The sequence below is a fragment of the Streptomyces sp. NPDC057271 genome (assembly GCF_042668715.1).
GTDB lineage: Bacteria > Actinomycetota > Actinomycetes > Streptomycetales > Streptomycetaceae > Streptomyces.
This window is the reverse complement of sequence record NZ_JBHUYJ010000092.1, coordinates 1-19,988: the sequence shown is the minus strand read 5'-3', so window position 1 is coordinate 19,988 and position 19,988 is coordinate 1. Positions and strand designations below refer to the sequence as shown.

Annotated in this window: 15 protein-coding genes; 12 read left to right on the top strand and 3 right to left on the bottom strand. The window is 72.2% G+C overall.

Going from position 1 to position 19,988, the window contains the following annotated elements:
• Nucleotides 1-48: 48 nt before the first annotated feature.
• Nucleotides 49-585, bottom strand: a complete 537-nt coding sequence (locus tag ACFUJR_RS30590) for a cysteine dioxygenase (protein ID WP_383450939.1) — start codon at nt 583-585, stop codon at nt 49-51.
• Between the two features lie 667 nt (nt 586-1,252).
• On the opposite strand from ACFUJR_RS30590, the gene ACFUJR_RS30585 reads away from it, so the two are divergent.
• From ACFUJR_RS30585 to ACFUJR_RS30575, 3 genes are all read left to right on the top strand, one after another.
• Nucleotides 1,253-1,516: a WhiB family transcriptional regulator gene (locus ACFUJR_RS30585; RefSeq protein ID WP_318106492.1), complete on the top strand. Its 264-nt coding sequence runs from the start codon at nt 1,253-1,255 to the stop codon at nt 1,514-1,516.
• Nucleotides 1,517-1,687: 171 nt separating this feature from the next.
• The gene (locus ACFUJR_RS30580) at nt 1,688-5,461 is read left to right on the top strand and encodes a glycosyltransferase (RefSeq protein WP_383173283.1); all 3,774 of its coding nucleotides are present in this window, start codon (nt 1,688-1,690) and stop codon (nt 5,459-5,461) included.
• Nucleotides 5,458-6,975, top strand: a complete 1,518-nt coding sequence (locus ACFUJR_RS30575) for a DUF5719 family protein (protein WP_383173284.1) — start codon at nt 5,458-5,460, stop codon at nt 6,973-6,975. Before ACFUJR_RS30580 ends, ACFUJR_RS30575 begins: the two co-directional genes overlap by 4 nt.
• Before the next feature lie 178 nt (nt 6,976-7,153).
• Here the strand turns inward: ACFUJR_RS30575 and ACFUJR_RS30570 are convergent, their stop codons facing one another.
• The gene (locus ACFUJR_RS30570; RefSeq protein WP_383173299.1) at nt 7,154-7,663 is read right to left on the bottom strand and encodes a metallopeptidase family protein; all 510 of its coding nucleotides are present in this window, start codon (nt 7,661-7,663) and stop codon (nt 7,154-7,156) included.
• A gap of 289 nt (nt 7,664-7,952) precedes the next feature.
• Here ACFUJR_RS30570 and ACFUJR_RS30565 point away from each other — a divergent pair, with 289 nt between their 5' ends.
• The 8 genes from ACFUJR_RS30565 to ACFUJR_RS30530 all read left to right on the top strand — a co-directional run bounded on the left by ACFUJR_RS30565 (nt 7,953) and on the right by ACFUJR_RS30530 (nt 17,498).
• Nucleotides 7,953-8,384, top strand: coding sequence for a DUF3499 domain-containing protein (locus tag ACFUJR_RS30565; protein WP_383173285.1), 432 nt, complete (start codon nt 7,953-7,955; stop codon nt 8,382-8,384).
• Between the two features lie 385 nt (nt 8,385-8,769).
• Nucleotides 8,770-10,137 (top strand): phosphomannomutase/phosphoglucomutase, encoded by a 1,368-nt coding sequence (locus ACFUJR_RS30560; protein ID WP_383173287.1) that lies wholly within the window; start codon nt 8,770-8,772, stop codon nt 10,135-10,137.
• Between the two features lie 123 nt (nt 10,138-10,260).
• Complete coding sequence (locus ACFUJR_RS30555; RefSeq protein WP_383173289.1) at nt 10,261-10,443, top strand: Trm112 family protein; 183 nt, start codon at nt 10,261-10,263, stop codon at nt 10,441-10,443.
• A 381-nt stretch (nt 10,444-10,824) separates the two neighbouring features.
• Nucleotides 10,825-12,009, top strand: coding sequence for an SIS domain-containing protein (locus tag ACFUJR_RS30550; protein WP_383173291.1), 1,185 nt, complete (start codon nt 10,825-10,827; stop codon nt 12,007-12,009).
• Between the two features lie 163 nt (nt 12,010-12,172).
• Nucleotides 12,173-13,324 (top strand): mannose-6-phosphate isomerase, class I, encoded by a 1,152-nt coding sequence (gene manA / locus ACFUJR_RS30545; RefSeq protein ID WP_383173293.1) that lies wholly within the window; start codon nt 12,173-12,175, stop codon nt 13,322-13,324.
• 66 nt (nt 13,325-13,390) lie between these two features.
• The gene (locus ACFUJR_RS30540; protein ID WP_383173295.1) at nt 13,391-14,356 is read left to right on the top strand and encodes a cation diffusion facilitator family transporter; all 966 of its coding nucleotides are present in this window, start codon (nt 13,391-13,393) and stop codon (nt 14,354-14,356) included.
• Between the two features lie 937 nt (nt 14,357-15,293).
• Complete coding sequence (gene ahcY, locus ACFUJR_RS30535) at nt 15,294-16,751, top strand: adenosylhomocysteinase (RefSeq protein WP_383180910.1); 1,458 nt, start codon at nt 15,294-15,296, stop codon at nt 16,749-16,751.
• Nucleotides 16,752-16,883: 132 nt separating this feature from the next.
• Complete coding sequence (locus tag ACFUJR_RS30530) at nt 16,884-17,498, top strand: hypothetical protein (protein WP_383180907.1); 615 nt, start codon at nt 16,884-16,886, stop codon at nt 17,496-17,498.
• 21 nt (nt 17,499-17,519) lie between these two features.
• Here the strand turns inward: ACFUJR_RS30530 and ACFUJR_RS30525 are convergent, their stop codons facing one another.
• Nucleotides 17,520-18,431, bottom strand: a complete 912-nt coding sequence (locus ACFUJR_RS30525) for an RDD family protein (RefSeq protein WP_383180904.1) — start codon at nt 18,429-18,431, stop codon at nt 17,520-17,522.
• Nucleotides 18,432-18,550: 119 nt separating this feature from the next.
• Between ACFUJR_RS30525 and ACFUJR_RS30520 the strand changes: the two genes are divergently transcribed.
• Nucleotides 18,551-19,558, top strand: a complete 1,008-nt coding sequence (locus tag ACFUJR_RS30520) for a stage II sporulation protein M (protein WP_383180901.1) — start codon at nt 18,551-18,553, stop codon at nt 19,556-19,558.
• The last annotated feature ends 430 nt before the right edge of the window (nt 19,559-19,988 follow it).

Sequence of the window (19,988 nt, the reverse complement as noted above, 5' to 3'; positions counted from 1 at the left end):
GCGCGGCCTGATCCTTTGAGGGGTGGTGGTCGGGCGGCGGGAGGGATGTCAGGCCGGTACGACATCCTCGGGCGTCGGGACGCACTGGGCCGTCACGGGCCTGGAGGTCTCCCCGGACGAAGTCCGGGGGAGCATGGGCATCTCGGTCAGGCCGGGGTAGTAGACGTGCAGGCTGACCGCCGGTTCGAGGGAGTCGTTGACGACCTCGTGGACGTATCCCGGTGCGAAGACCCTCGTCGCGCCCCCGTCGAGCTTCCGTACGCCCCGTTCCGTACGCTCCGTCAGTGCGCCCTCCAGGACGGTCAGTACGCCGGAGGACGGGCCGTGGTCGTGGAGGCCGCTGCCCTGGCCGGGCACCCAGGAGAGCAGCCAGACCTCGTAGCCGGGGCCCGTGCGCAGCCGGTGGTACCAGCGGGAGGTGGCGTCGTACTCGACGTGCGGGGCCCACTGCGCGCGGTCGGCGGCGATGGAGCGGGCGAGGCCGACGAAGTCGCCCACGGTGGCGGGGTGCTCGCGGGCGGGCTGCAGGAGGTGCTGGACCTGGAGGATGTCGCCGGCGATCTGAAGGTCGCTGTCGCTGTTCATGGGTGCGGTGGTTCCTCGGCAGTAACAGAAGTCGTGGCGGGGGTCACGCGGAGAACGTTCAAGGGGTTACGCGGGGCAACGCGGGGAACGCGGGAAGACGATGCTGGAGCTCTGGGGCATCAACAGCTGGAACAGCAACAGCAACAGCGCGCCTGGACAGCGCGGCGGTACCCACGGGCGTGGGTCGCGGAGGGCGCTGAGGTCGCTGGCATGGCATCAAAGGTGCCGGGACGGTCACCCGACTGTCAACTCAATGCCCGGTTTGGGCCCAATGTTTCACCTCATCCGGTTACAGCGACGGAAGAAAGGTTTGTTCAGCCATCGAGCGGGAGACATGGCGCAACATCCGTGCCCGTAAACACGGCTGGGGTCTCGTGATCAGAATGTGATCCGGATCGCTTCCGTGGTGAGGTCGCAACAAGATCCACGCTTCGGGCGTCTCCCTCTGCGAGAGGGGGCGGTGCGGTCAGGCCGGTGGCATGTGTCAGGTTTTTGGTGATTTGAACACTTTCCGCATAGCCTTGGTTCCGCAGAGTGAATACCGGGCCCAATAGCAGATTCCGGCTTGACTCGCACAGAGCACAAACTTGTAATTTCACTCGTGTCGTTCGACCGGCAGCGGGGACGGCAACATCACGGGGACGCGAAGAACAGACGAGGGGCGCACATGACCGAGTTGTTCCAGGAACTGCTGGTCGAGGACGCGGACGACGAACTCGGCTGGCAGGAGCGCGCACTGTGCGCCCAGACCGATCCCGAGTCCTTCTTCCCCGAGAAGGGCGGCTCGACCCGCGAGGCCAAGAAGGTCTGCCTCGCCTGTGAGGTCCGCTCCGAATGCCTGGAGTACGCCCTGCAGAACGACGAACGATTCGGTATCTGGGGCGGTCTGTCGGAACGCGAACGCCGTCGCCTCAAGAAGGCGGCCGTCTGACCGGCGTCCCACCCGCCGAACCACCCACACCCGTACACATCGAACGGTCCGCCTCCTGTGCTCCGGCCGCAGGAGGCGGACCCTTTTCTTGGCAGCCGTTAGTGTGGGGCCCCGTCCGAGACGTACCCACGCCCCCCGCGGGCGACCCCCGGCCGGAGGGCCCGTACCTCGATGTCCTCAACTCCTGAGTTTCCGCGACACGTCGTCACCGCCGTGCTCGTCGCCCACGACGGCGCCCGCTGGCTGCCGGACGCCCTCGCCGGGCTGCTCGCCCAGGAACGACCCGTGCAGAACGTCGTCGCCGCCGACACCGGCAGCGCCGACGACTCCGCGCAGCTCCTCGCCGACGCGATCGGCGTCGACCGCGTGCTGCACCTCGCGCGCCGTACGGGCTTCGGCGCCGCGGTCGAGGAGGCCGCCCGCACCGCGCCCGTGCTCGGACCCGAGGAACTCACCTATCTCAAGCGGCCCAGCGGCTGGGACCCGGTGAGCAGGACCTGGAGCGACGACGCCTACGACCTGCCCGAACTCCCGCACGGCGAGCCCGTGCAGTGGCTCTGGCTGCTCCACGACGACTGCGCCCCCGAGCCCGACGCCCTCGCCGAACTCCTGCGCGTCGCCGACGCGGACGCGTACGCGGCCGTCGTCGGACCCAAGCTCCGCGGCTGGTACGACCGCAGGCAGCTCCTCGAAGCCGGCGTCTCCATCGCGCGCAGCGGCCGCCGCTGGACCGGCCTCGACCGGCGCGAACAGGACCAGGGCCAGCACGACCAGGTCCGCTCCGTCCTCTCCGTCTCCAGCGCCGGCATGCTCATCCGCCGCGACGTCTTCGAGGAGCTCGGCGGCTTCGACCGGCGCCTGCCCCTGATGCGCGACGACGTCGACCTGTGCTGGCGCGCCCACGCCGCCGGCCACAGCGTCCTCGTCGCCCCCGACGCCGTCCTGCGGCACGCCGAGGCCTCCGCCCGCGAACGCCGCACCGTCGACTGCGCGGGCCGCTCCGTGGCCAATCCGCACCGCGTCGACAAGGCCGGCGCCGTCTACACCCTCCTCGCCAACAGCCGTGGCGCGGCCCTGCCGTACGTCCTGGTGCGGCTGATCCTCGGCACCCTGCTCCGTACCCTCGCCTATCTCGTCGGCAAGGCCCCCGGACAGGCCGTCGACGAGGTCATGGGCCTCTTCGCCACCCTGCTGCGCCCCGAGAAGATCCTCGCCGCCCGCCGGCGCCGCAAGAACCTCGTCCGCGCGGATGGGGTGTCCCCAGCGAAGCGAGGGGAGGAACTCCGCCCGCTCTTCCCGCCGCCCGGCGCCACCGTCCGCGCCACCGCCGAACAGGTCGTGGCGAACTTCGGCGGCTCCGACGCCGATTCCGGCGGATCGCGTCACGGCGCGGTCGAGTCCGGCCCCGGCGGCGACGACGCCGACTTCCTGGAGATCGAGCAGTTCGCCCGGCTGAAGAAGATCGCCCGCAAGCCCGGGCCCGTCCTCTTCGCCCTGCTCCTGCTCGTCTCCGTGGTGGCCTGCCGCGGCCTGTACGGTGGCGGTTCGCTCGCCGGCGGCGCCCTGCTGCCCGCCCCCGACACCGTCTCCGAGCTGTGGGGACGGTACGCCGACAGCTGGCACGCCCTCGGCACCGGCGGCACCCAGACCGCACCGCCCTACCTCGCCGTGCTGGCCGGACTCTCCGCCCTCTTCCTCGGCTCCACCTCCTTCGCGCTCACCGTTCTGCTCGTCTGCTCGGTCCCGCTGGCCGGCTTCACCGCCTACTTCGCGGCCCGGCCGATCGTCGAGTCCCCGCTGCTGCGCGCCTGGGGCGCCATCGCGTACGCCTTCCTGCCCGCCGCCACCGGCGCACTCGCAGCCGGCCGGCTCGGCACCGCCGTCCTCGCGATCCTGCTCCCGCTGATCGCCCGTGCCGCCGTCGCCGCCCACGGCCTCACCGGCGGCCCCGGCGGAGCCCGCGGCAGCTGGCGCGCCACCTGGGCGTACACCTTCCTGCTCACCTTCACGATGGCGTTCACGCCGATCGTCTGGCCGCTCGCCGTCGTCCTCGGCATCGCCGTGCTCGTGCTGCGCCGCGACGACATCACCGCCTACGGCCTGCGCTTCCTCGCCACCGTCGGTACCCCGGTCCTCGTCCTCGCCCCCTGGTCGCTCTCCCTGCTGACCAACCCCTCCGCCTTCCTGCGCGAGGCCGGACTCGACATCCGTACGGGCACGGCCTCCGCCCTCGACCTGCTCGGGATCAGCCCCGGCGGCCCCGGCACCACCGGCGGGCTCCTCCTCATCGGCATCGTGCTCGCCGCGCTGGCCGGACTGCTGCGCCAGGAACGCCGGTTCGCCGTCGGCGCCGCCTGGGCCGTCGCCCTCATCGGCCTTGTCTTCGCCGCGCTCTCCAACGGAGCGGGTGGCACCGGATGGGCCGGTCCCGCCACCCTCGTCTACGGCGCGGCCCTGCTGGCCGCCGGCATGATCGGCGCCGAGCGGGGACGCACCCGCGTCGCCGCCCACGGCTTCGGCTGGCGCCAGCCGGTCGCCGCGCTCATCGCGCTCGCCGCCGCCCTCGGCCCGGTCGTGGCCGCGGCCGGCTGGATGATCGGCGGCGCCGACGGTCCGCTGACCAGGCGCGACCCCGTCCAGGTCCCGGCGTTCGTAGCCGAGGAGAGCGACACCGACGACCAGCCCCGCACCCTCGTCCTCGGCGGCACCTCGCCCGGCGAGGTCTCGTACACCCTGGTCCGCGGCTCCGGCGGCCGCCTCGGTGACGCCGAACTGGCCGAGGCGGGCGGCAGCGACGCGGGCCTGGACAGGGTCGTCGCGCATCTGGTGGCCGGCTCCGGCGCCGACCAGACCGAGCAGCTCAGCGGCTACGCCATCCGCTACGTCCTCGTACGGGACGGGGCGCCGCGCCAGATGAGCCGCGTCCTCGACGCCACCCCCGGCCTCAGCCGGCTCAGCCAGCTCGACGGCAGCGCCCTGTGGACCGTCGCCCGTGAGCACGTCGTCTCGCGCGTCACCATCGTCCCGGCGGCGAAGACCACGGACACGGCCAAGCCGGCCGACCCCGCGAAGCCGGCCGACCCCGCGAAGCCGGCCGACCCCGCCAAGCCGGCCGACGACGCGGCCGAGCCGGTCGCCGTCGCCGCCGGCCCCGTCGAGGCGCACACGAAGATCCCGTCCGGCCCCGCGGGTCGCGTCCTGCGCCTCGCCGACCGCGCCGACGAGGGCTGGACCGCCACCCTCGACGGCAAGGAGCTGACGAGGACCACCGTCGACGGCTGGGCGCAGGGCTTCGAGCTCCCCGCCGAGGGCGGCAAGCTCGACCTCACGTACGACCAGCCGCTCACCCACACCCTGTGGATCTGGGCCCAGGTCGGCCTCGCCGTCGTCCTGCTCGTCCTCGCCCTTCCGGGGCGGCGCCGCGAGATCGACGACGACCTGCCGGAGGAGGAAGTCGCCATCCCCGCCCAGGCCATGGAGGGCGACGGCCGCCGCGCCCGCCGCCTGCGCGCCGCGGCGGAGGCCGAGGCCGCCGCCGAGGCCGAGCAGGAGCGGGAGCAGGAGACGGGGCAGGGATACGAGGACCCCGGGCTCGTCCCCGTACCGCAGGAGCAGGAGCAGGCGCAGGAGCAGGCCTACGCGCCCGCGGACTGGCAGGGCCAGCAGCAGTCGCAGGACCAGTACGCGCAGCAGGGCTACTACGCCCAGCCCCAGCAGTACGCCGAGTACGGCACCGACCCGTACCAGCAGCAGTACGAGCAGTACCCCCAGCAGGGTTACGACCCGCAACAGGGTTACGACCCGCAACAGGGTTACGACCCCCAGCAGTACGAGCAGTATCCGCAGCAGGGGCAGCAGCAGGCTTACGACCCGCAGCAGACGTACGACCCGTACACCTACGGCTACGAGACCGAGCAGCGTCCCGACGGGAGCAGCAACCAGTGAAGCGCCCCACCCTCTCCCTGATCGCGGTCGCCACCGCCCTCGCCGCCGTCACCGGCTTCGCCGCGCTGACCGCACCCGACGGTTCCGCGACCGCCGGCGCCAAGGCCCCCGCGAAGCTGCCCGTCGAGCGCTCCAGCCTGCTCTGCCCTGCGCCCAGCACGTCCGAGGTGGCCGAGACCGACTACACCTCGTACACCCCGGGTGCCACCGGCAGCGGCTCCGCCAAGGCAGGTACCGCCGCCCAGGCCGAACTCAAGGCCGCCGCGGCGGCCGCCACCCCCGGCGGCACCGCGGCGAAGAAGCCGGCGGCCGTCAAGGCACCGGCCACCGTCACCGAGCCCGGCAAGCCCGTCGCCGCCGAGGCGAACGGCCCCACGGCCCCCGCCCTGACCGGCTCGGCCACCGGCGGCCTCGCCCCCGGCTGGACGGTCCAGCAGACCACCGTCGTCCCGGCGGGCGGAGCGCGCGGCCTCCTCGGCGTCACCTGCACCGCCCCGGACACGGACTTCTGGTTCCCGGCCGCGTCCACCGCCAAGGAGCGCCAGGACTACGTCCACCTCACCAACCCGGACGACACCGCCGCCGTCGCCGACATCCAGCTGTACGGCGCCGAGGGCGAACTCGCGTCGCAGCTCAACGACGGCATCCCCGTTCCGGCCCACTCGACCGTCCCCGTCCTGCTCTCCACGCTCACCGGCGCGGCCCCGGCAGCCGACGTGACCGTCCACGTCACGACCCGCAGCGGCCGCGTCGGCGCGGTCGTCGGCTCCGCCGACGACAAGCTCGGCAGCGACTGGCTCCCCGCCTCGGCCGACCCGGCCGCCACCGCCGTCCTGCCCGGTATCCCGTCCGACGCGACCTCGGTGCGCCTGGTGGCGTACGCGCCCGGCGAGGACGACGCCGAGCTGAAGATCCAGCTGGTGGGCGAGGCCGGCACGATCGTCCCGGCGAGCGCGGAGTCCCTGCACGTGAAGTCGGGCATGACCGCGGCCGTCGACCTCGCGGACCTCACCCGCGGCGAGGCCGGCGCGTTGCTGCTCACGCCCTCGGACCCCAAGAAGTCGGCCCCCTTCGTCGCCGCGCTGCGCGTCGTGCGCGGCAAGGGCGACAAGCAGGAGGTCGCGTACATCCCGGCCACCGCGGCCGTCGGCGCCCGCGCCACCGTCGCCGACAACCGTGCCTCCGGCTCGACCCTGACGCTGACGGCGCCGGCCGCCGCAGCCCAGGTCAAGGTCACCGCGTCGGCCGGTACGGGGGGCGGCACGCCGGTCTCCAAGACCGTCACGGTCAAGGGGGGAACGACCATGAAGGTGACCGAACTGGTCCCGACGGGCCTCAAGGGCTCCTACGCCGTGACGGTCGAACCGGTTTCGGGGGGCCCGGTCCACGCGGCCCGCATGCTGGCCCTCCCGGACGACGGCATCCCGATGTTCACGGTCCAGACCCTGGTGGACGACCGAGGCACGGTAGAGGTCCCGACGGCGAACCAGGACCTCTCGGTCCTGGACGACTGAAACCGGCCGCAGTCCTGCCCGTGCGGGGTGTGTCGACGGCCGTGAGGCGTTCTGGTTCCTGCCCGTGCGGGGTGTGTCGACCGGCGTGTGGCGTTCTCCGTACCGACCGCACGGAGGCCGACGGCCGTGAGGTCTCGTCTCTGCCCGTGCGGGGTGTGCTGACCGACGTGATCCGGTCTCAGTCCTGCCCGTACCTGGGGTCGACCGACTCGGGGGAGAGGCCCAGCAGCTCCGCCACCTGCTCGACCACGACCTCGTGGACGAGCAGCGCCCGCTCGTCCCGGCTCTTCGAGCGGATCTCGACGGGCCGCCGGTAGACGACCACCCGGGCCGGCCCGCCCTTCGCGGCGGGCACGGAGCCGCCCAGCGGCACCGACTCGCCCGACACCGAGGGCGGCACGTCGAGCACCAGGAACTCGACGTCCGCCAGCTGCGGCCAGCGCCGCTCCAGACGCTCCACCGAGTCCAGGACCAGATCGCGGAACGTGTCCGCCCGGCTCGCCGACAGCGGCACCTGCGGCGGGGCGACCGGCCCCCGCATCCCGCGGCCGTGACGGTCACGGCGACGCGTCCGGGGCTCCGGCGGTTCCGGCCGCGCCTCCGCGGGGCGTGCCTCGGCGGAGCGGGAATCGCCCCCGCGGGGCTCGGCCGGACGGGACGAGGGGCGCGGCGGCACAGGACTGTCCATCACTGACGCAGCGTAACTCTCCTCAGTGTCAGTCGACCGTGGCGCACACGGGCCACCGCGATTCCTCCGGACCCGGGCTGTCGATAGTTGAACGTTCCGGCCAAGCGAGGGCTCGATTCCATGGGGTCCCGCGATCGGCCATCTGGCCGTGGTTGACCGGATTCCGCTCGGACGGTGTCCGGATCGGCCGTCGTCCCCACCCCCGTTCTCCTCCTTACGCGCAGGTCAGGACGGCCCTTCCGGGAGGGCCCGTGTCCGACGTCACACCGCGACACGGTGGAGTGACCTGGTGGAGAGTCGTCGCGGCCCGCTCAAGAGTGCGGTACCGTCCAACGTCGTGAGCCCTGTACGTCGCTGTTCGCGCACCGCGTGCGGCCGCCCTGCCGTCGCGACACTGACGTACGTCTATGCCGACTCGACTGCGGTCCTCGGCCCGCTCGCCACCTACGCCGAGCCCCACTGCTACGACCTGTGTGCCGAACACAGCGAGCGCCTCACCGCGCCGCGCGGCTGGGAGGTCGTGCGGCTCTCCGACGGCTCCGCCCCGGCCCGCCCGAGCGGGGACGACCTGGAGGCCCTCGCCAACGCGGTACGGGAGGCGGCCCGCCCCCAGGAGCGCGCGGCCGAGGCCGGCGGCAAGGGCGGCGGAGGCCGTGGCGGGGACCCGGTGGAGGTCGGCCGCCGCGGACACCTGCGGGTCCTGCGCTCACCGGACTCCTGAACCTCCCGGGGCGGAACGTTCCCGGGGACGTACGTCTCCGGAGCCGACGCGCCCGTGGCGAACCTCCCCCGGTCGAACCTCCCCGTGGCTGTACGTCTCCGGAGCCGACGCGCGTGGTGCCCCCCCGTGGTGAACCCCCTGGGCCGAACCCTCCCGGGCCGACCCCCCGTGGGGAACCCCCCGGGCCGCCCCCCCGTGGCTCCCGCCCGTACCTCCCCCGCCCGTACCTCCCCCCCCGCCTCCCGAGCCGCCGCCCCCGTGGCTGAACCTCCCCCCGAGCGGCCAAGGCGCTCTGCCCTCCCGTGAGCGGCCCCCGGTAGGTTGGGCCCCCTGTACACGCGCCGCACACGCGTGCCGATGAAGGCGTATTCAGGAGGGTTGTTCCGTGGCTGCTGATCTGTCGCAGATCGTGAAGGCGTACGACGTCCGCGGGGTGGTGCCCGACCAGTGGGACGAGACGCTCGCCGAACTGTTCGGCGCCGCGTTCGTCCAGGTGACGGCCGCCGACGCGATCGTGGTCGGCCACGACATGCGGCCCTCGTCGCCGGGCCTCTCGGGCGCCTTCGCCCGCGGCGCGGCCCGCCTCGGCGCCGACGTCACCCTGATCGGGCTCTGCTCGACCGACCAGCTCTACTTCGCCTCGGGCAGCCTGGACCTGCCGGGCGCGATGTTCACCGCGTCCCACAACCCGGCCCAGTACAACGGCATCAAGATGTGCCGTGCGGGCGCCGCCCCGGTCGGCCAGGACACCGGCCTCTCCGAGATCCGTACGCTCGTCGAGCGCTGGTCCGACGAGGGCGCCCCCGAGGCCGCCGCCACGGCCGGCACGATCACCGAGCGGGACACCCTCGCCGACTACGCCGCCCACCTGAAGGCGCTGGTGGACCTGGCGGCGATCCGCCCCCTGAAGGTCGTCGTGGACGCGGGCAACGGCATGGGCGGCCACACCGTCCCCACCGTCTTCGCGGGCCTCCCGCTCGACCTCGTACCGATGTACTTCGAGCTCGACGGCACCTTCCCGAACCACGAGGCCAACCCGCTCGACCCGGCGAACATCGTCGACCTCCAGGCCCGCGTCCTGGCCGAGGGCGCGGACCTCGGACTCGCCTTCGACGGCGACGCCGACCGCTGCTTCGTCGTCGACGAGCGCGGCGAGGCGGTCTCCCCGTCGGCGATCACGGCTCTCGTCGCCGCGCGCGAGCTGGCGAAGACGCCCGGCGGCACGGTCATCCATAACCTGATCACCTCCTGGTCGGTCCCCGAGGTCGTCCGCGAGAACGGCGGCACGCCGGTGCGTACCCGCGTCGGCCACTCCTTCATCAAGGAGGAGATGGCGAAGACGGGCGCGATCTTCGGCGGCGAGCACTCCGCGCACTACTACTTCAGGGACTTCTGGAACGCCGATACGGGCATGCTCGCCGCGCTCCACGTCCTTGCCGCCCTCGGCGGCCAGGACGGCCCGCTCTCGGAGCTGGTCTCCTCGTACGACCGCTACGCGGGCTCGGGGGAGATCAACTCCACGGTCGCCGACCAGGCGGCCCGCGCGGCGGCCGTCAAGGCGGCGTACGCGGACCAGGACGGCGTCGGCATCGACGAGCTGGACGGTCTGACGGTGGCGGCGGAGGACTGGTGGTTCAACCTGCGCCCGTCGAACACCGAGCCGCTGCTGCGCCTGAACGTGGAGGCCCGTGACGAGGCCACCATGGCCAAGATCCGCGACGAGGTCCTGGACCTGGTCCGCGCGACCGACTGACCCGCTTCCGAGTGCCGGGAATCGGGGCGGGTGCCGAGCCGCGCGCCCCGTTCCCCGGCGGTAGGCTGACCTGGCCCGAAGGGCAGCAACAGCACCGCAACCGTTTGTTCGAAGGGACACCTCATGCCGCTCGAAGCCGGCCTCCTGGAGATCCTGGCCTGCCCGGCGTGCCACGCGCCGCTGAACGACCGTACGACGGCCGAGACCCCCGAACTGATCTGCACGAGCGCCGACTGCGGCCTCGCGTACCCGGTCCGCGACGGCATCCCGGTCCTCCTGGTGGACGAGGCCCGCAAGCCGCAGTAGCCCCACGAGGGGTGGGGGCCACCGCCCGCTCTCCCAGGTGTGGGCGATCTCCCGCCCTCACCCACCCACGCCCGTGCGGGCAGTCGTCCCGCTGGGGCGGTGGGGTCACCCCGGACGGAGTCCGGGGGAGGGTGGGCACACGGGACCGCCTCGGCGAGCGCGTCCGCTCCGACTCCCCCCGCGAGGCCCCGCACCCCGCGAGGCCCCGCACCCCGCGAGGCCCCGCACCCCCAGGGCCCCCGTACAGGGCCTACAGGGCCCGCATCCCAGAGCCCCGCAGGCCCCCGCACCCCCAGGGCCCGCAGGCCACCGCACCCCCAGGGCCCCGCACCGCACAAGGCCCGCCCCAAGCCGCCCCGCCCGTACCCGGAGGCCCGCCCCATGCTCGACGAGACCCTCCTCGACGCCCCGGACGCCCTCGCCCTCGCCGACCGCCGCGGCCTGCTCCGCGGCGCCGCCGAGGCCGGCGCGCGGGTGCGGACCGCCGCCCGCCACGCCGCCGAAGCGGGCATCTCCGAGCTCAGCCCCGAAGGCCGTCCCCGTTCCGTCCTCGTCGCCGGACCCGGTACCGCCGCCGCGGGAGTCGCCGACCTGGTGGGCGCGCTCGCGGGAGCCGCCGCCCCCGTCATCCGGCTCCAACCCACGGGCGTCGCCCCCGCCTCCGGTGCCCTGCGCTGGGCGCTGCCCGGCTGGGCAGGCTCCCTGGACCTGCTCCTGATCCCGACGACCGACGGTTCCGAACCCGGCCTCGCGCGCCTCGCGGAACTGGCATACCGCCGAGGCATCACCGTCGTCGCCGTCGCCCCGAAGACCTCCCCGCTCGCGGAGACCGTCAGCGCCCCGCGCGGACTGCTCGTACCGATGGCCATGGCCCCGCACGAGAGCGCCGAGGAGTACGAGGAGACGCTCGCCGCGGGCCCCGGCGCCCTGTGGGCCCTGTTCACCCCGCTTCTCGCGCTGCTGGACCGCGTCGGCCTCCTCGAAGCGCCGTCGGAGACGCTGGAGAAGGTCGCCGACCGGCTGGACAGCACGGCCGAGCGCTGCGGCCCGGCCATCGCCACGTACAGCAACCCGGCCAAGACGCTCGCCGCCGAACTCGCCGACTCGCTGCCGCTGATCTGGACCGAGGGCGACGCCGCCGGGCCGGTCGGCCGCCGCTTCGCCGCCGTACTGGCCGAGCTGGCCGGCCTGCCCGCGCTCGCAGCCGAACTGCCCGAGGCGCTGCCCGCCCACGGTGTCCTGCTCGCAGGCGACTACGCGGCCGGAGCCGACCCCGACGACTTCTTCCGTGACCGGGTGGACGAGCAGCAGGCCCTGCGCGCGCGGGTCGTGCTGCTGCGCGACCGCCCGGCCGACGCCGGAGGCCTGACGGCCGCCCCTGCCGCCCGTGAGCTGGCCCTCAGCCACGGCACCGCGATCAGCGAGCTGGAACCGCTGGTGTCGGAGGAGGCGTCCGGGGAGAGCCGGGAACTCCTGGAGACGCTGGCGGAACTGCTCGCCGTCACGGACTTCGCCGCCGTCTACCTCTCCCTGGCGTCGGCGGGAATCGCACCACCCCACGCCTGACGCACAAGGCAGGCGGACCCACGACCGCAAGCCCGCCCACACCGGCACACCACCCACAACCGAACCCGCACCACCCGTCCCGTCCCGTCCCAGTCCCACGACGCCGCCACGTCCCACGACGCCCCCACCTCCATCACCGCACCGAGGAAAGCTGGAAGGCTCCATGGACCGCCTCGTCAACACCGTCCGCCCCTACGCCTGGGGTTCCACCACGGCCATCCCCGAACTGCTCGGGACCACCCCCACCGGCGAGCCCCAGGCCGAGATGTGGATGGGCGCCCACCCCGGAGCCCCTTCCCGCACGGACCGCGGACCGCTCAACGAGGTCATCGACGCCGATCCGGTACGCGAGCTGGGCGCCCCGGCCGTCGGGAAGTTCGGCCCGCGCCTGCCCTTCCTCCTCAAGGTGCTCGCCGCGGGAGCCCCGCTCTCCCTCCAGGTCCACCCCGACCTCGCGCAGGCGAAGGCCGGATTCGCCGCCGAGGAGGCGGCCGGGGTCCCGATCGACGCGCCGCACCGCAACTACAAGGACGCCAACCACAAGCCCGAACTGATCTGCGCCCTCACGCCGTTCCACGGGCTCTGCGGCTTCCGTGACCCGATCGAGGCCGCCGACACGATCGCCGCGCTCGGCGTCGACTCCCTCAAGCCGTACGTCGATCTGCTGCACGCCCACCCCGAAGAGGCCGCGCTGCGCGAGGTCATGACCGCCCTGCTCAGCGCCGACCGCGAGGAGATGGCGCACACCGTCGCCGAGGCCGCGGCCGCAGCCGAACGCCTCGGCGGCGCCCACGCCCCGTACGCCGCCCTCGCGCACCACTACCCGGGCGACGCCGGTGTCATCGCCGCCATGCTGCTCAACCCCGTCCAACTCCAGCCCGGCGAAGCCCTCTTCCTCGGCGCCGGCGTGCCGCACGCCTACCTCGACGGCCTCGGCGTCGAGATCATGGCCAACTCCGACAACGTGCTGCGTTGCGGGCTGACGCCCAAGCACGTCGACGTCCCGGAGCTGCTGCGGATCGTCCGCTTCGAAGCGAGCGAGCCGGCCCTGCTGCGACCGGAGGCCTCCCCGTCGGGCGAGGAGGTCTACGACACCCCCATCGACGAGTTCCGACTCTCCCGTCTCGTACGGGCCGAGGGCGCGGCCCCCACCGACGTCACCGCCACCACCCCGCAGATCCTGCTCGCCGTCGCCGGCCGGCCGAAGGCGGGCGACGTGACCCTCGCCCCCGGCGAGTCCGTCTTCGTACCGGCGGGCGAAACGGCCGAACTGTCCGGTACCGGAACGGTCTTCCGCGCCACCGTCGTCGCCTGATGCAACAATGACCGGCCGAATGGCGGCAGCAGTGCCGGAGTACCGACGAAGGGAACACGTACACCCATGAGCGCGTCAGGCGGAACCAAGGCGATCGTGGCGGCACTCGCCGCGAACCTCGCGATCGCGGTAGCCAAGTTCGTGGCGTTCCTCTTCAGTGGCTCGTCCTCGATGCTGGCGGAGAGCGTCCACTCCCTCGCCGACTCCGGCAACCAGGGCCTGCTGCTCCTCGGCGGCAAGAAGGCGAAGCGCGAGGCGACTCCGCAGCACCCCTTCGGCTACGGCCGCGAGCGGTACATCTACGCCTTCCTCGTCTCCATCGTGCTCTTCTCCGTCGGTGGCATGTTCGCCATCTACGAGGGCTACGAGAAGATCAAGCACCCGCACCCGATCGAGGACTGGTACTGGCCGATCGGCGTCCTCGTCTTCGCGATCATCGCCGAGACCTTCTCCTTCCGTACGGCCATCAAGGAGTCGAACGCGATCCGCGGGGGCCAGTCCTGGAAGGAGTTCGTGCGCCGCGCGAAGGCGCCCGAGCTCCCGGTCGTCCTCCTGGAGGACCTCGGCGCGCTCGTCGGCCTGTTCCTCGCCCTCGGCGGTGTCGGCATCGCGCTCCTCACGGGCGACGGCGTCTGGGACGGCGTCGGCACCCTCTGCATCGGTGTCCTGCTCATCGTGATCGCGATCGTCCTCGCCGCCGAGACCAAGTCGCTGCTGCTCGGCGAGTCCGCGGGCATCGAGCAGGTGAAGCAGATCGAGGCGGCGGTCGTCGACGGTGAGACCGTCACCCGCCTCATCCACATGCGCACGCTCCACCTCGGTCCGGAGGAGCTCCTCGTGGCCGCCAAGATCGCCGTACGTCACGACGAGTCGGCCACCGAGGTCGCCAACGCGATCAACGCGGCCGAGGAGCGCATCCGCGCGGCGGTCCCGATCGCGCGGGTCATCTACCTCGAGCCGGACGTCTACAGCGAGTCGGCGGCCGCCGCGGGCGTGAACCCGGCCAAGTCCCCGGGCGGCCCGAGCCACTAAGCCTGCACCACGTCCGCCGGAGCGTAGCTCCGACGCCACGACGAGCGGCGCGGCGGTCGAGACCGCACCGGAAGGGCCCGGGGTCACCACGACCCCGGGCCCTTCCGGCTGCGCGCGGCCACCGAACCTCGCCGTCTCGCCGAGCACCTCCACAGCCGCCGCCTCATCCGCAGCCTCGAACAACCGCTCCCCGGAAGCCGGCATCCATCAGCTTCCGCGACAGCGCATAGCCAGAATCCGCAGATGCTCACCCCTCGGCCGCCGCCGGAACCGTGATCATGAAGAACAGCCGGGCCTTCGTCCCGTCCACGTAGCCCCACACCACACCCTCCGGTGCCTCCGGCGCCCCCGGTTCCTCCGCTCCCTGACGTCGACCAGCGCGTTCGCCGTGACCGCCGTGACCGCCGTGACCGCCGTGACCGCCGTGACCGCCGTGACCGCCGTGACCGCCGTGACCGCCGTGACCGCGTGCCGACGGCCACGGCGAGGAAGAACATCGGCACCGTCCACCGCACCGAGCACCGCCACGATCGGCCCGCCGTGCGGCACCGCGTCCGTCATCCCCGGCCACGCCGGCCGGCGCACCGGCCCCCACGCCACCGGGCATGTTCGCGCGCATCGCGCCTCAGGCGCGCCTCACCGAAAGTCCATGAAGTCCCTTCCGCTCAGGTCTCTCGGCCCGAAACCGAGGGCGAATCCGGCCGAATCCCGGGGCAGACCGGACTGTAGGTCGCAGCACTGATCGGTGTAGATTCGTGACCAGCCAGACGTCGCTGCTGATGGCGGTCGGGCGGTCCGCGGGACCGGCCGAGGGAGAGAGGGCCTCCGACGACTGCACCGCGGGAGTACCCGGGCATTCGTATGCCCGCGCTACCGACGTCGCGGTGTCAGGCGCCCAACAGACCCTCGAAACCGATCCACGAGGAGCAGCCCAGTCATGACGACTGCCGCCACCCAGCAGGACTTCAAGGTCGCCGACCTGTCCCTGGCCGCCTTCGGCCGCAAGGAGATCACCCTCGCCGAGCACGAGATGCCCGGCCTGATGTCGATCCGCCGCGAGTACGCCGACCAGCAGCCGCTCGCCGGCGCCCGGATCACCGGCTCCCTGCACATGACCGTGCAGACGGCCGTCCTCATCGAGACCCTGGTCGCCCTCGGCGCCGAGGTCCGCTGGGCCTCCTGCAACATCTTCTCCACCCAGGACCACGCCGCCGCGGCCATCGCCGTCGGCCCGACCGGCACCCCCGAGGCCCCTGCCGGCGTCCCGGTCTTCGCCTGGAAGGGCGAGACGCTGGAGGAGTACTGGTGGTGCACGGAGCAGGCCCTGACCTGGCCGAACACGCCCACCGGCGGCCCGAACATGATCCTCGACGACGGGGGTGACGCCACCCTCCTCGTCCACAAGGGCGTCGAGTTCGAGAAGGCCGGCTCCGCCCCGGACCCGTCCACCGCGGACAGCGAGGAGTACGGTCACATCCTCCGCCTCCTCAACCGCACCCTCGGCGAGAACCCCCAGAAGTGGACCCAGCTCGCGTCCGAGATCCGCGGCGTGACGGAGGAGACCACGACCGGTGTCCACCGTCTCTACGAGATGCACCAGGCCGGCTCCCTCCTCTTCCCGGCGATCAATGTGAACGACGCCGTGACGAAGTCGAAGTTCGACAACAAGTACGGCTGCCGCCACTCGCTGATCGACGGCATCAACCGCGCCACCGACGTCCTCATCGGCGGCAAGACGGCCGTGGTCTGCGGTTACGGCGATGTCGGCAAGGGCTGCGCCGAGTCCCTCCGCGGTCAGGGCGCGCGCGTCATCGTGACGGAGATCGACCCGATCTGCGCGCTGCAGGCGGCGATGGACGGCTACCAGGTCGCGACCCTCGACGACGTGGTCGAGACGGCCGACATCTTCATCACCACGACGGGCAACAAGGACATCATCATGGCGTCCGACATCGCCAGGATGAAGCACCAGGCCATCGTGGGGAACATCGGTCACTTCGACAACGAGATCGACATGGCCGGACTGGCCGCCACCCCGGGCATCGTGAAGGACGAGGTCAAGCCGCAGGTCCACACGTGGACCTACCCCGACGGCAAGGTCGTCATCGTCCTGTCCGAAGGCCGCCTGCTGAACCTCGGCAACGCGACGGGCCACCCGTCCTTCGTCATGTCCAACTCGTTCGCGGACCAGACCCTGGCCCAGATCGAGCTGTTCACCAAGCCGGAGCAGTACCCGACCGACGTCTACGTGCTCCCGAAGCACCTGGACGAGAAGGTCGCCCGCCTCCACCTCGCCGCGCTCGGCGTGAAGCTCACGACCCTCCGCCCCGAGCAGGCCGCCTACATCGGCGTCGAGGTCGAAGGCCCGTACAAGCCGGACCACTACCGCTACTGATGTCGGTCCGGACGGCGCCCGTGCACTGACGCACGCCCGTCCCACGCACCCGTAGAGGAATAAGGCAGGCCCCCGCACCCCCGTGCCGGGGGCCTGCCTCGTCTATCGCCCCCGCAAGCACCCCGAGGACCCATGCCCCGCGGCCGCTATTCGCTCCATGATCCGCACGATCACACCCCCCTCGGTGAAGAGCACTTCAACTGCGCGCCCGGCCCCTCCGGCTGGCGCTACGTCTCACAGACCACCACCCCCTCCGGCGAGCACGCCGGCTCCGTCGACCTGGCCATCGACGAACTCGGCCGCCCCATCCGCCTCGAACTCCACGCCGCGAGCTGGCAGGTCCGCGGCGCCGCCCTGGACGGCGTCACCTGGGTCCGTACGGACCCCACCGGAACCCACGCCACCGAAGGCACTGTGCGCGCCCACGCCTTCACCGGCACGTCCCCGGCGTTCCTCGTCGCGATCACTCGACTCCTGCGACTCACCGCCGCTTCCCCCGCGACCCGCGTCAGGCTCGTCGCCTTCACGGATCCCGTCCTCGCCCCCCTCACGATCGACCAGTCCTGGGCCCTGGTGAACAGTGAAGCGCACCCCACTGACAACGGCCGTCTGATGGTGGACGAGTACCAGGTCAACGCCCTCGACACGGGCGAACAGCACACGGTTCACATCGCCGGAGACGTGGTCCTCTCAGCCCCCGGCGTCGAACTCGAATCCCTCGACACCCCACCGTCCGTCTTCCCCTGACGGCCGCGGCGACGGGCGGCGTCAGGCGGGCGGCGCGAACCCGGTCGAACGCTCGGGCTCCACAGGCCGCGCGGGCGACGGCGCCGGAGAGGAAGCGGAGGGAGACGTAGGAGAGGGAGAGGTACCAGCGGGAGAGGTACCAGCGGGAGAGGTGGGAGAAGAAGCGGGGGAGCCAAGCGAAGGGGAGGCAGCGAAAGCCCGCCGCGCGTCCCGCGCCTGCCGCTCGCCGACGACCCCCGCCAGATACGCCGCCGCCGGTACACCCGCCGGCGGAGGGGTCCCCGTCCGTGCGACCAGCTCGTCGGCCAGGGCCTCCGCCATCCGCTGACCGACGGCCGGGTCGAGCTGCCTCATCCGCGTGAGGTACTGCCGTACCTCCAGCCACAACGCGTCCGGCACCGCGGAGAGATCCAGTTCCGTGAAGCGCCCCACGAGCCACGGCGGGGGAGGCGGCACGGCCGAGGTCCGAGCGGCCGGCACCCGCTCCCGTACGACGAGCGTGCCCGCGAAGACATCCCCGATCCGCCGCCCGCGCGCGGACACGAGGGACGCGATACAGGCGACCGTCCCGAGCGTCATGAGGATCTCCACCACCCCCATCGCCCCGCGCACGAGTGCGTGCCGGAACCGGATCGGCCCCCCGTCGTCCCGCACCACCCGCAGTCCGCAGGCCAACTTCCCCAGCGACCGCCCGTGCGACAGCGTCTCCACCGCGATCGGTGCGCCCACGAGGACCAGAAGGAAGGAGGCGATCGACATCGCCGTCTGCGCCGCCTCGTCGAGCGAAGCCGTCGCCACCGCGAGCCCGACAGTGATCAGCAGATAGGCCGCCCACACCACCAGTGCGTCGAGGAGCAGCGCGAGAGCCCGGCTCGGCAGCCGCGCCGGCTGCAACCCCAGTACGACGGCGTCCCCCGTCACAACCCCGCTCACGGCTCCCACCCTTCTCCGACCTACCCGGCCCCTCGGTACGACAGTCTGCCAAGCTGACCCGCAGCGCGCCGCAGTAGTACGGACCCGTACGCACCCAGTGCCTGGAGCAGCAGCCGATCATGGACCTCGACGTCTACGTCACCGCCCACCGTGCCGAGTGGGACCGCCTCGACCACCTCCTGCGCCGCGGCGGCAAACTCAGCGGTGCAGAGGCGGACGAGCTCGTCGCCCTGTACCAGCGGACGGCCACCCACCTCTCCCTGATCCAGTCCAGCGCCCCGGACCCCATGCTCACGGCGCGGCTCACCCAGCTCGTCGCCCGCGCCCGCGCCACGGTCACCGGCACGCGCCGCTCCTCCTGGCACGACGCTGTCCGCTTCCTGACGGCCGGTTTCCCTGCGGCCGTGTACCGCTCGCGCCACTGGTGGGTCCCGACCGCCGTCCTCTCCACCGTCCTCGCGGTGATCATCGGTTGGTGGATCGCCACGCACCCGGAAGTGCAGTCCGCCATCGGCGCCCCTGCGGAACTGCGCGAGATGACCCGGCCCGGCGGCCAGTACGAGACGTACTACTCGAGCCATCCGGCGGCCTCGTTCGCCGCCCAGGTCTGGACGAACAACGCCCAGGCGGCCGCCATGTGCCTCGTCCTCGGCGCGTTCCTCTGCTTCCCGGTGCTCTGGATCCTCTTCCTCAACATGCTGAACCTCGGCGTGGCCATCGGCCTCATGTCCGCTGCCGGCCGTCTCGACGTCATGCTCGGACTGCTCCTGCCGCACGGCCTCCTGGAGCTGACCGCGGTCTTCGTCGCCGCCGGCACCGGTCTCCGCCTCGGCTGGACGCTCATCGAACCCGGCCCCATGACCCGCCGGGCCGCCCTGGCCCAAGAAGGCCGCGCGGCCGTGGGCATGGCGATCGGCCTGGCGCTGGTCCTCTTCCTGTCGGGCCTCATCGAAGGCTTCGTGACCCCGTCGGGGCTCCCGACCTGGGCGCGCATCGCCATTGGAATAGCCGCCGAGCTGGCATTTCTTGTCTACGTCTACGTCCTGGGAGCCCGAGCCGTACGAGCGGGTGACAGGGGGGACGTCGAGGAGACCGACCGCAGCGCGGCCCTGCCGACGGCCGCCTGATGTGCGGACCACCCCGCTGACCTGCTAGTCTCCTCCTCGCCCACAAAAACCGTTGACACGGTTCGAGTGGGGAGGTAGATTCAAACGGTTGCCTCGGACTGGACAAGTTCGAAGGCCAGCAGCTAGACTCTCTCTCGCTCCGGTCGGGAAGTTGATTTCCACGGAGCCACCCCGATTCCTTATTCGAATCACGAAGCCACCGATTAGGTCGGCCGAAATGAATCTGATAGAGTCGGAACCGCCGGAAAGGGAAACGCGAAAGCGAAGAACGGCCCGGCAGCCCGCTCCAGCGGGTGGCGGAAACGGAAAACGGATCTGCTAAGCTGGAAACACGAAAGACCGAAGGGAAGCCCGGAGGAAAGCCCGAGAGGGTGAGTACAAAGGAAGCGTCCGTTCCTTGAGAACTCAACAGCGTGCCAAAAATCAACGC

Bases quoted from the DNA above. Each gene is read 5' to 3' on its own strand.
- ACFUJR_RS30580 (WP_383173283.1), top strand. From the start codon at position 1,688: ATGTCCTCAACTCCTGAGTTTCCGCGACACGTCGTCACCGCCGTGCTC.
- ACFUJR_RS30555 (WP_383173289.1), top strand. From the start codon at position 10,261: ATGCCGCTCGAAGCCGGCCTCCTGGAGATCCTGGCCTGCCCGGCGTGC.
- ACFUJR_RS30585 (WP_318106492.1), top strand. From the start codon at position 1,253: ATGACCGAGTTGTTCCAGGAACTGCTGGTCGAGGACGCGGACGACGAA.
- ahcY (WP_383180910.1), top strand. From the start codon at position 15,294: ATGACGACTGCCGCCACCCAGCAGGACTTCAAGGTCGCCGACCTGTCC.
- ACFUJR_RS30540 (WP_383173295.1), top strand. From the start codon at position 13,391: ATGAGCGCGTCAGGCGGAACCAAGGCGATCGTGGCGGCACTCGCCGCG.
- ACFUJR_RS30590 (WP_383450939.1), bottom strand. From the start codon at position 585: ATGAACAGCGACAGCGACCTTCAGATCGCCGGCGACATCCTCCAGGTC.
- ACFUJR_RS30570 (WP_383173299.1), bottom strand. From the start codon at position 7,663: ATGGACAGTCCTGTGCCGCCGCGCCCCTCGTCCCGTCCGGCCGAGCCC.
- manA (WP_383173293.1), top strand. From the start codon at position 12,173: ATGGACCGCCTCGTCAACACCGTCCGCCCCTACGCCTGGGGTTCCACC.
- ACFUJR_RS30530 (WP_383180907.1), top strand. From the start codon at position 16,884: ATGCCCCGCGGCCGCTATTCGCTCCATGATCCGCACGATCACACCCCC.
- ACFUJR_RS30550 (WP_383173291.1), top strand. From the start codon at position 10,825: ATGCTCGACGAGACCCTCCTCGACGCCCCGGACGCCCTCGCCCTCGCC.
- ACFUJR_RS30520 (WP_383180901.1), top strand. From the start codon at position 18,551: ATGGACCTCGACGTCTACGTCACCGCCCACCGTGCCGAGTGGGACCGC.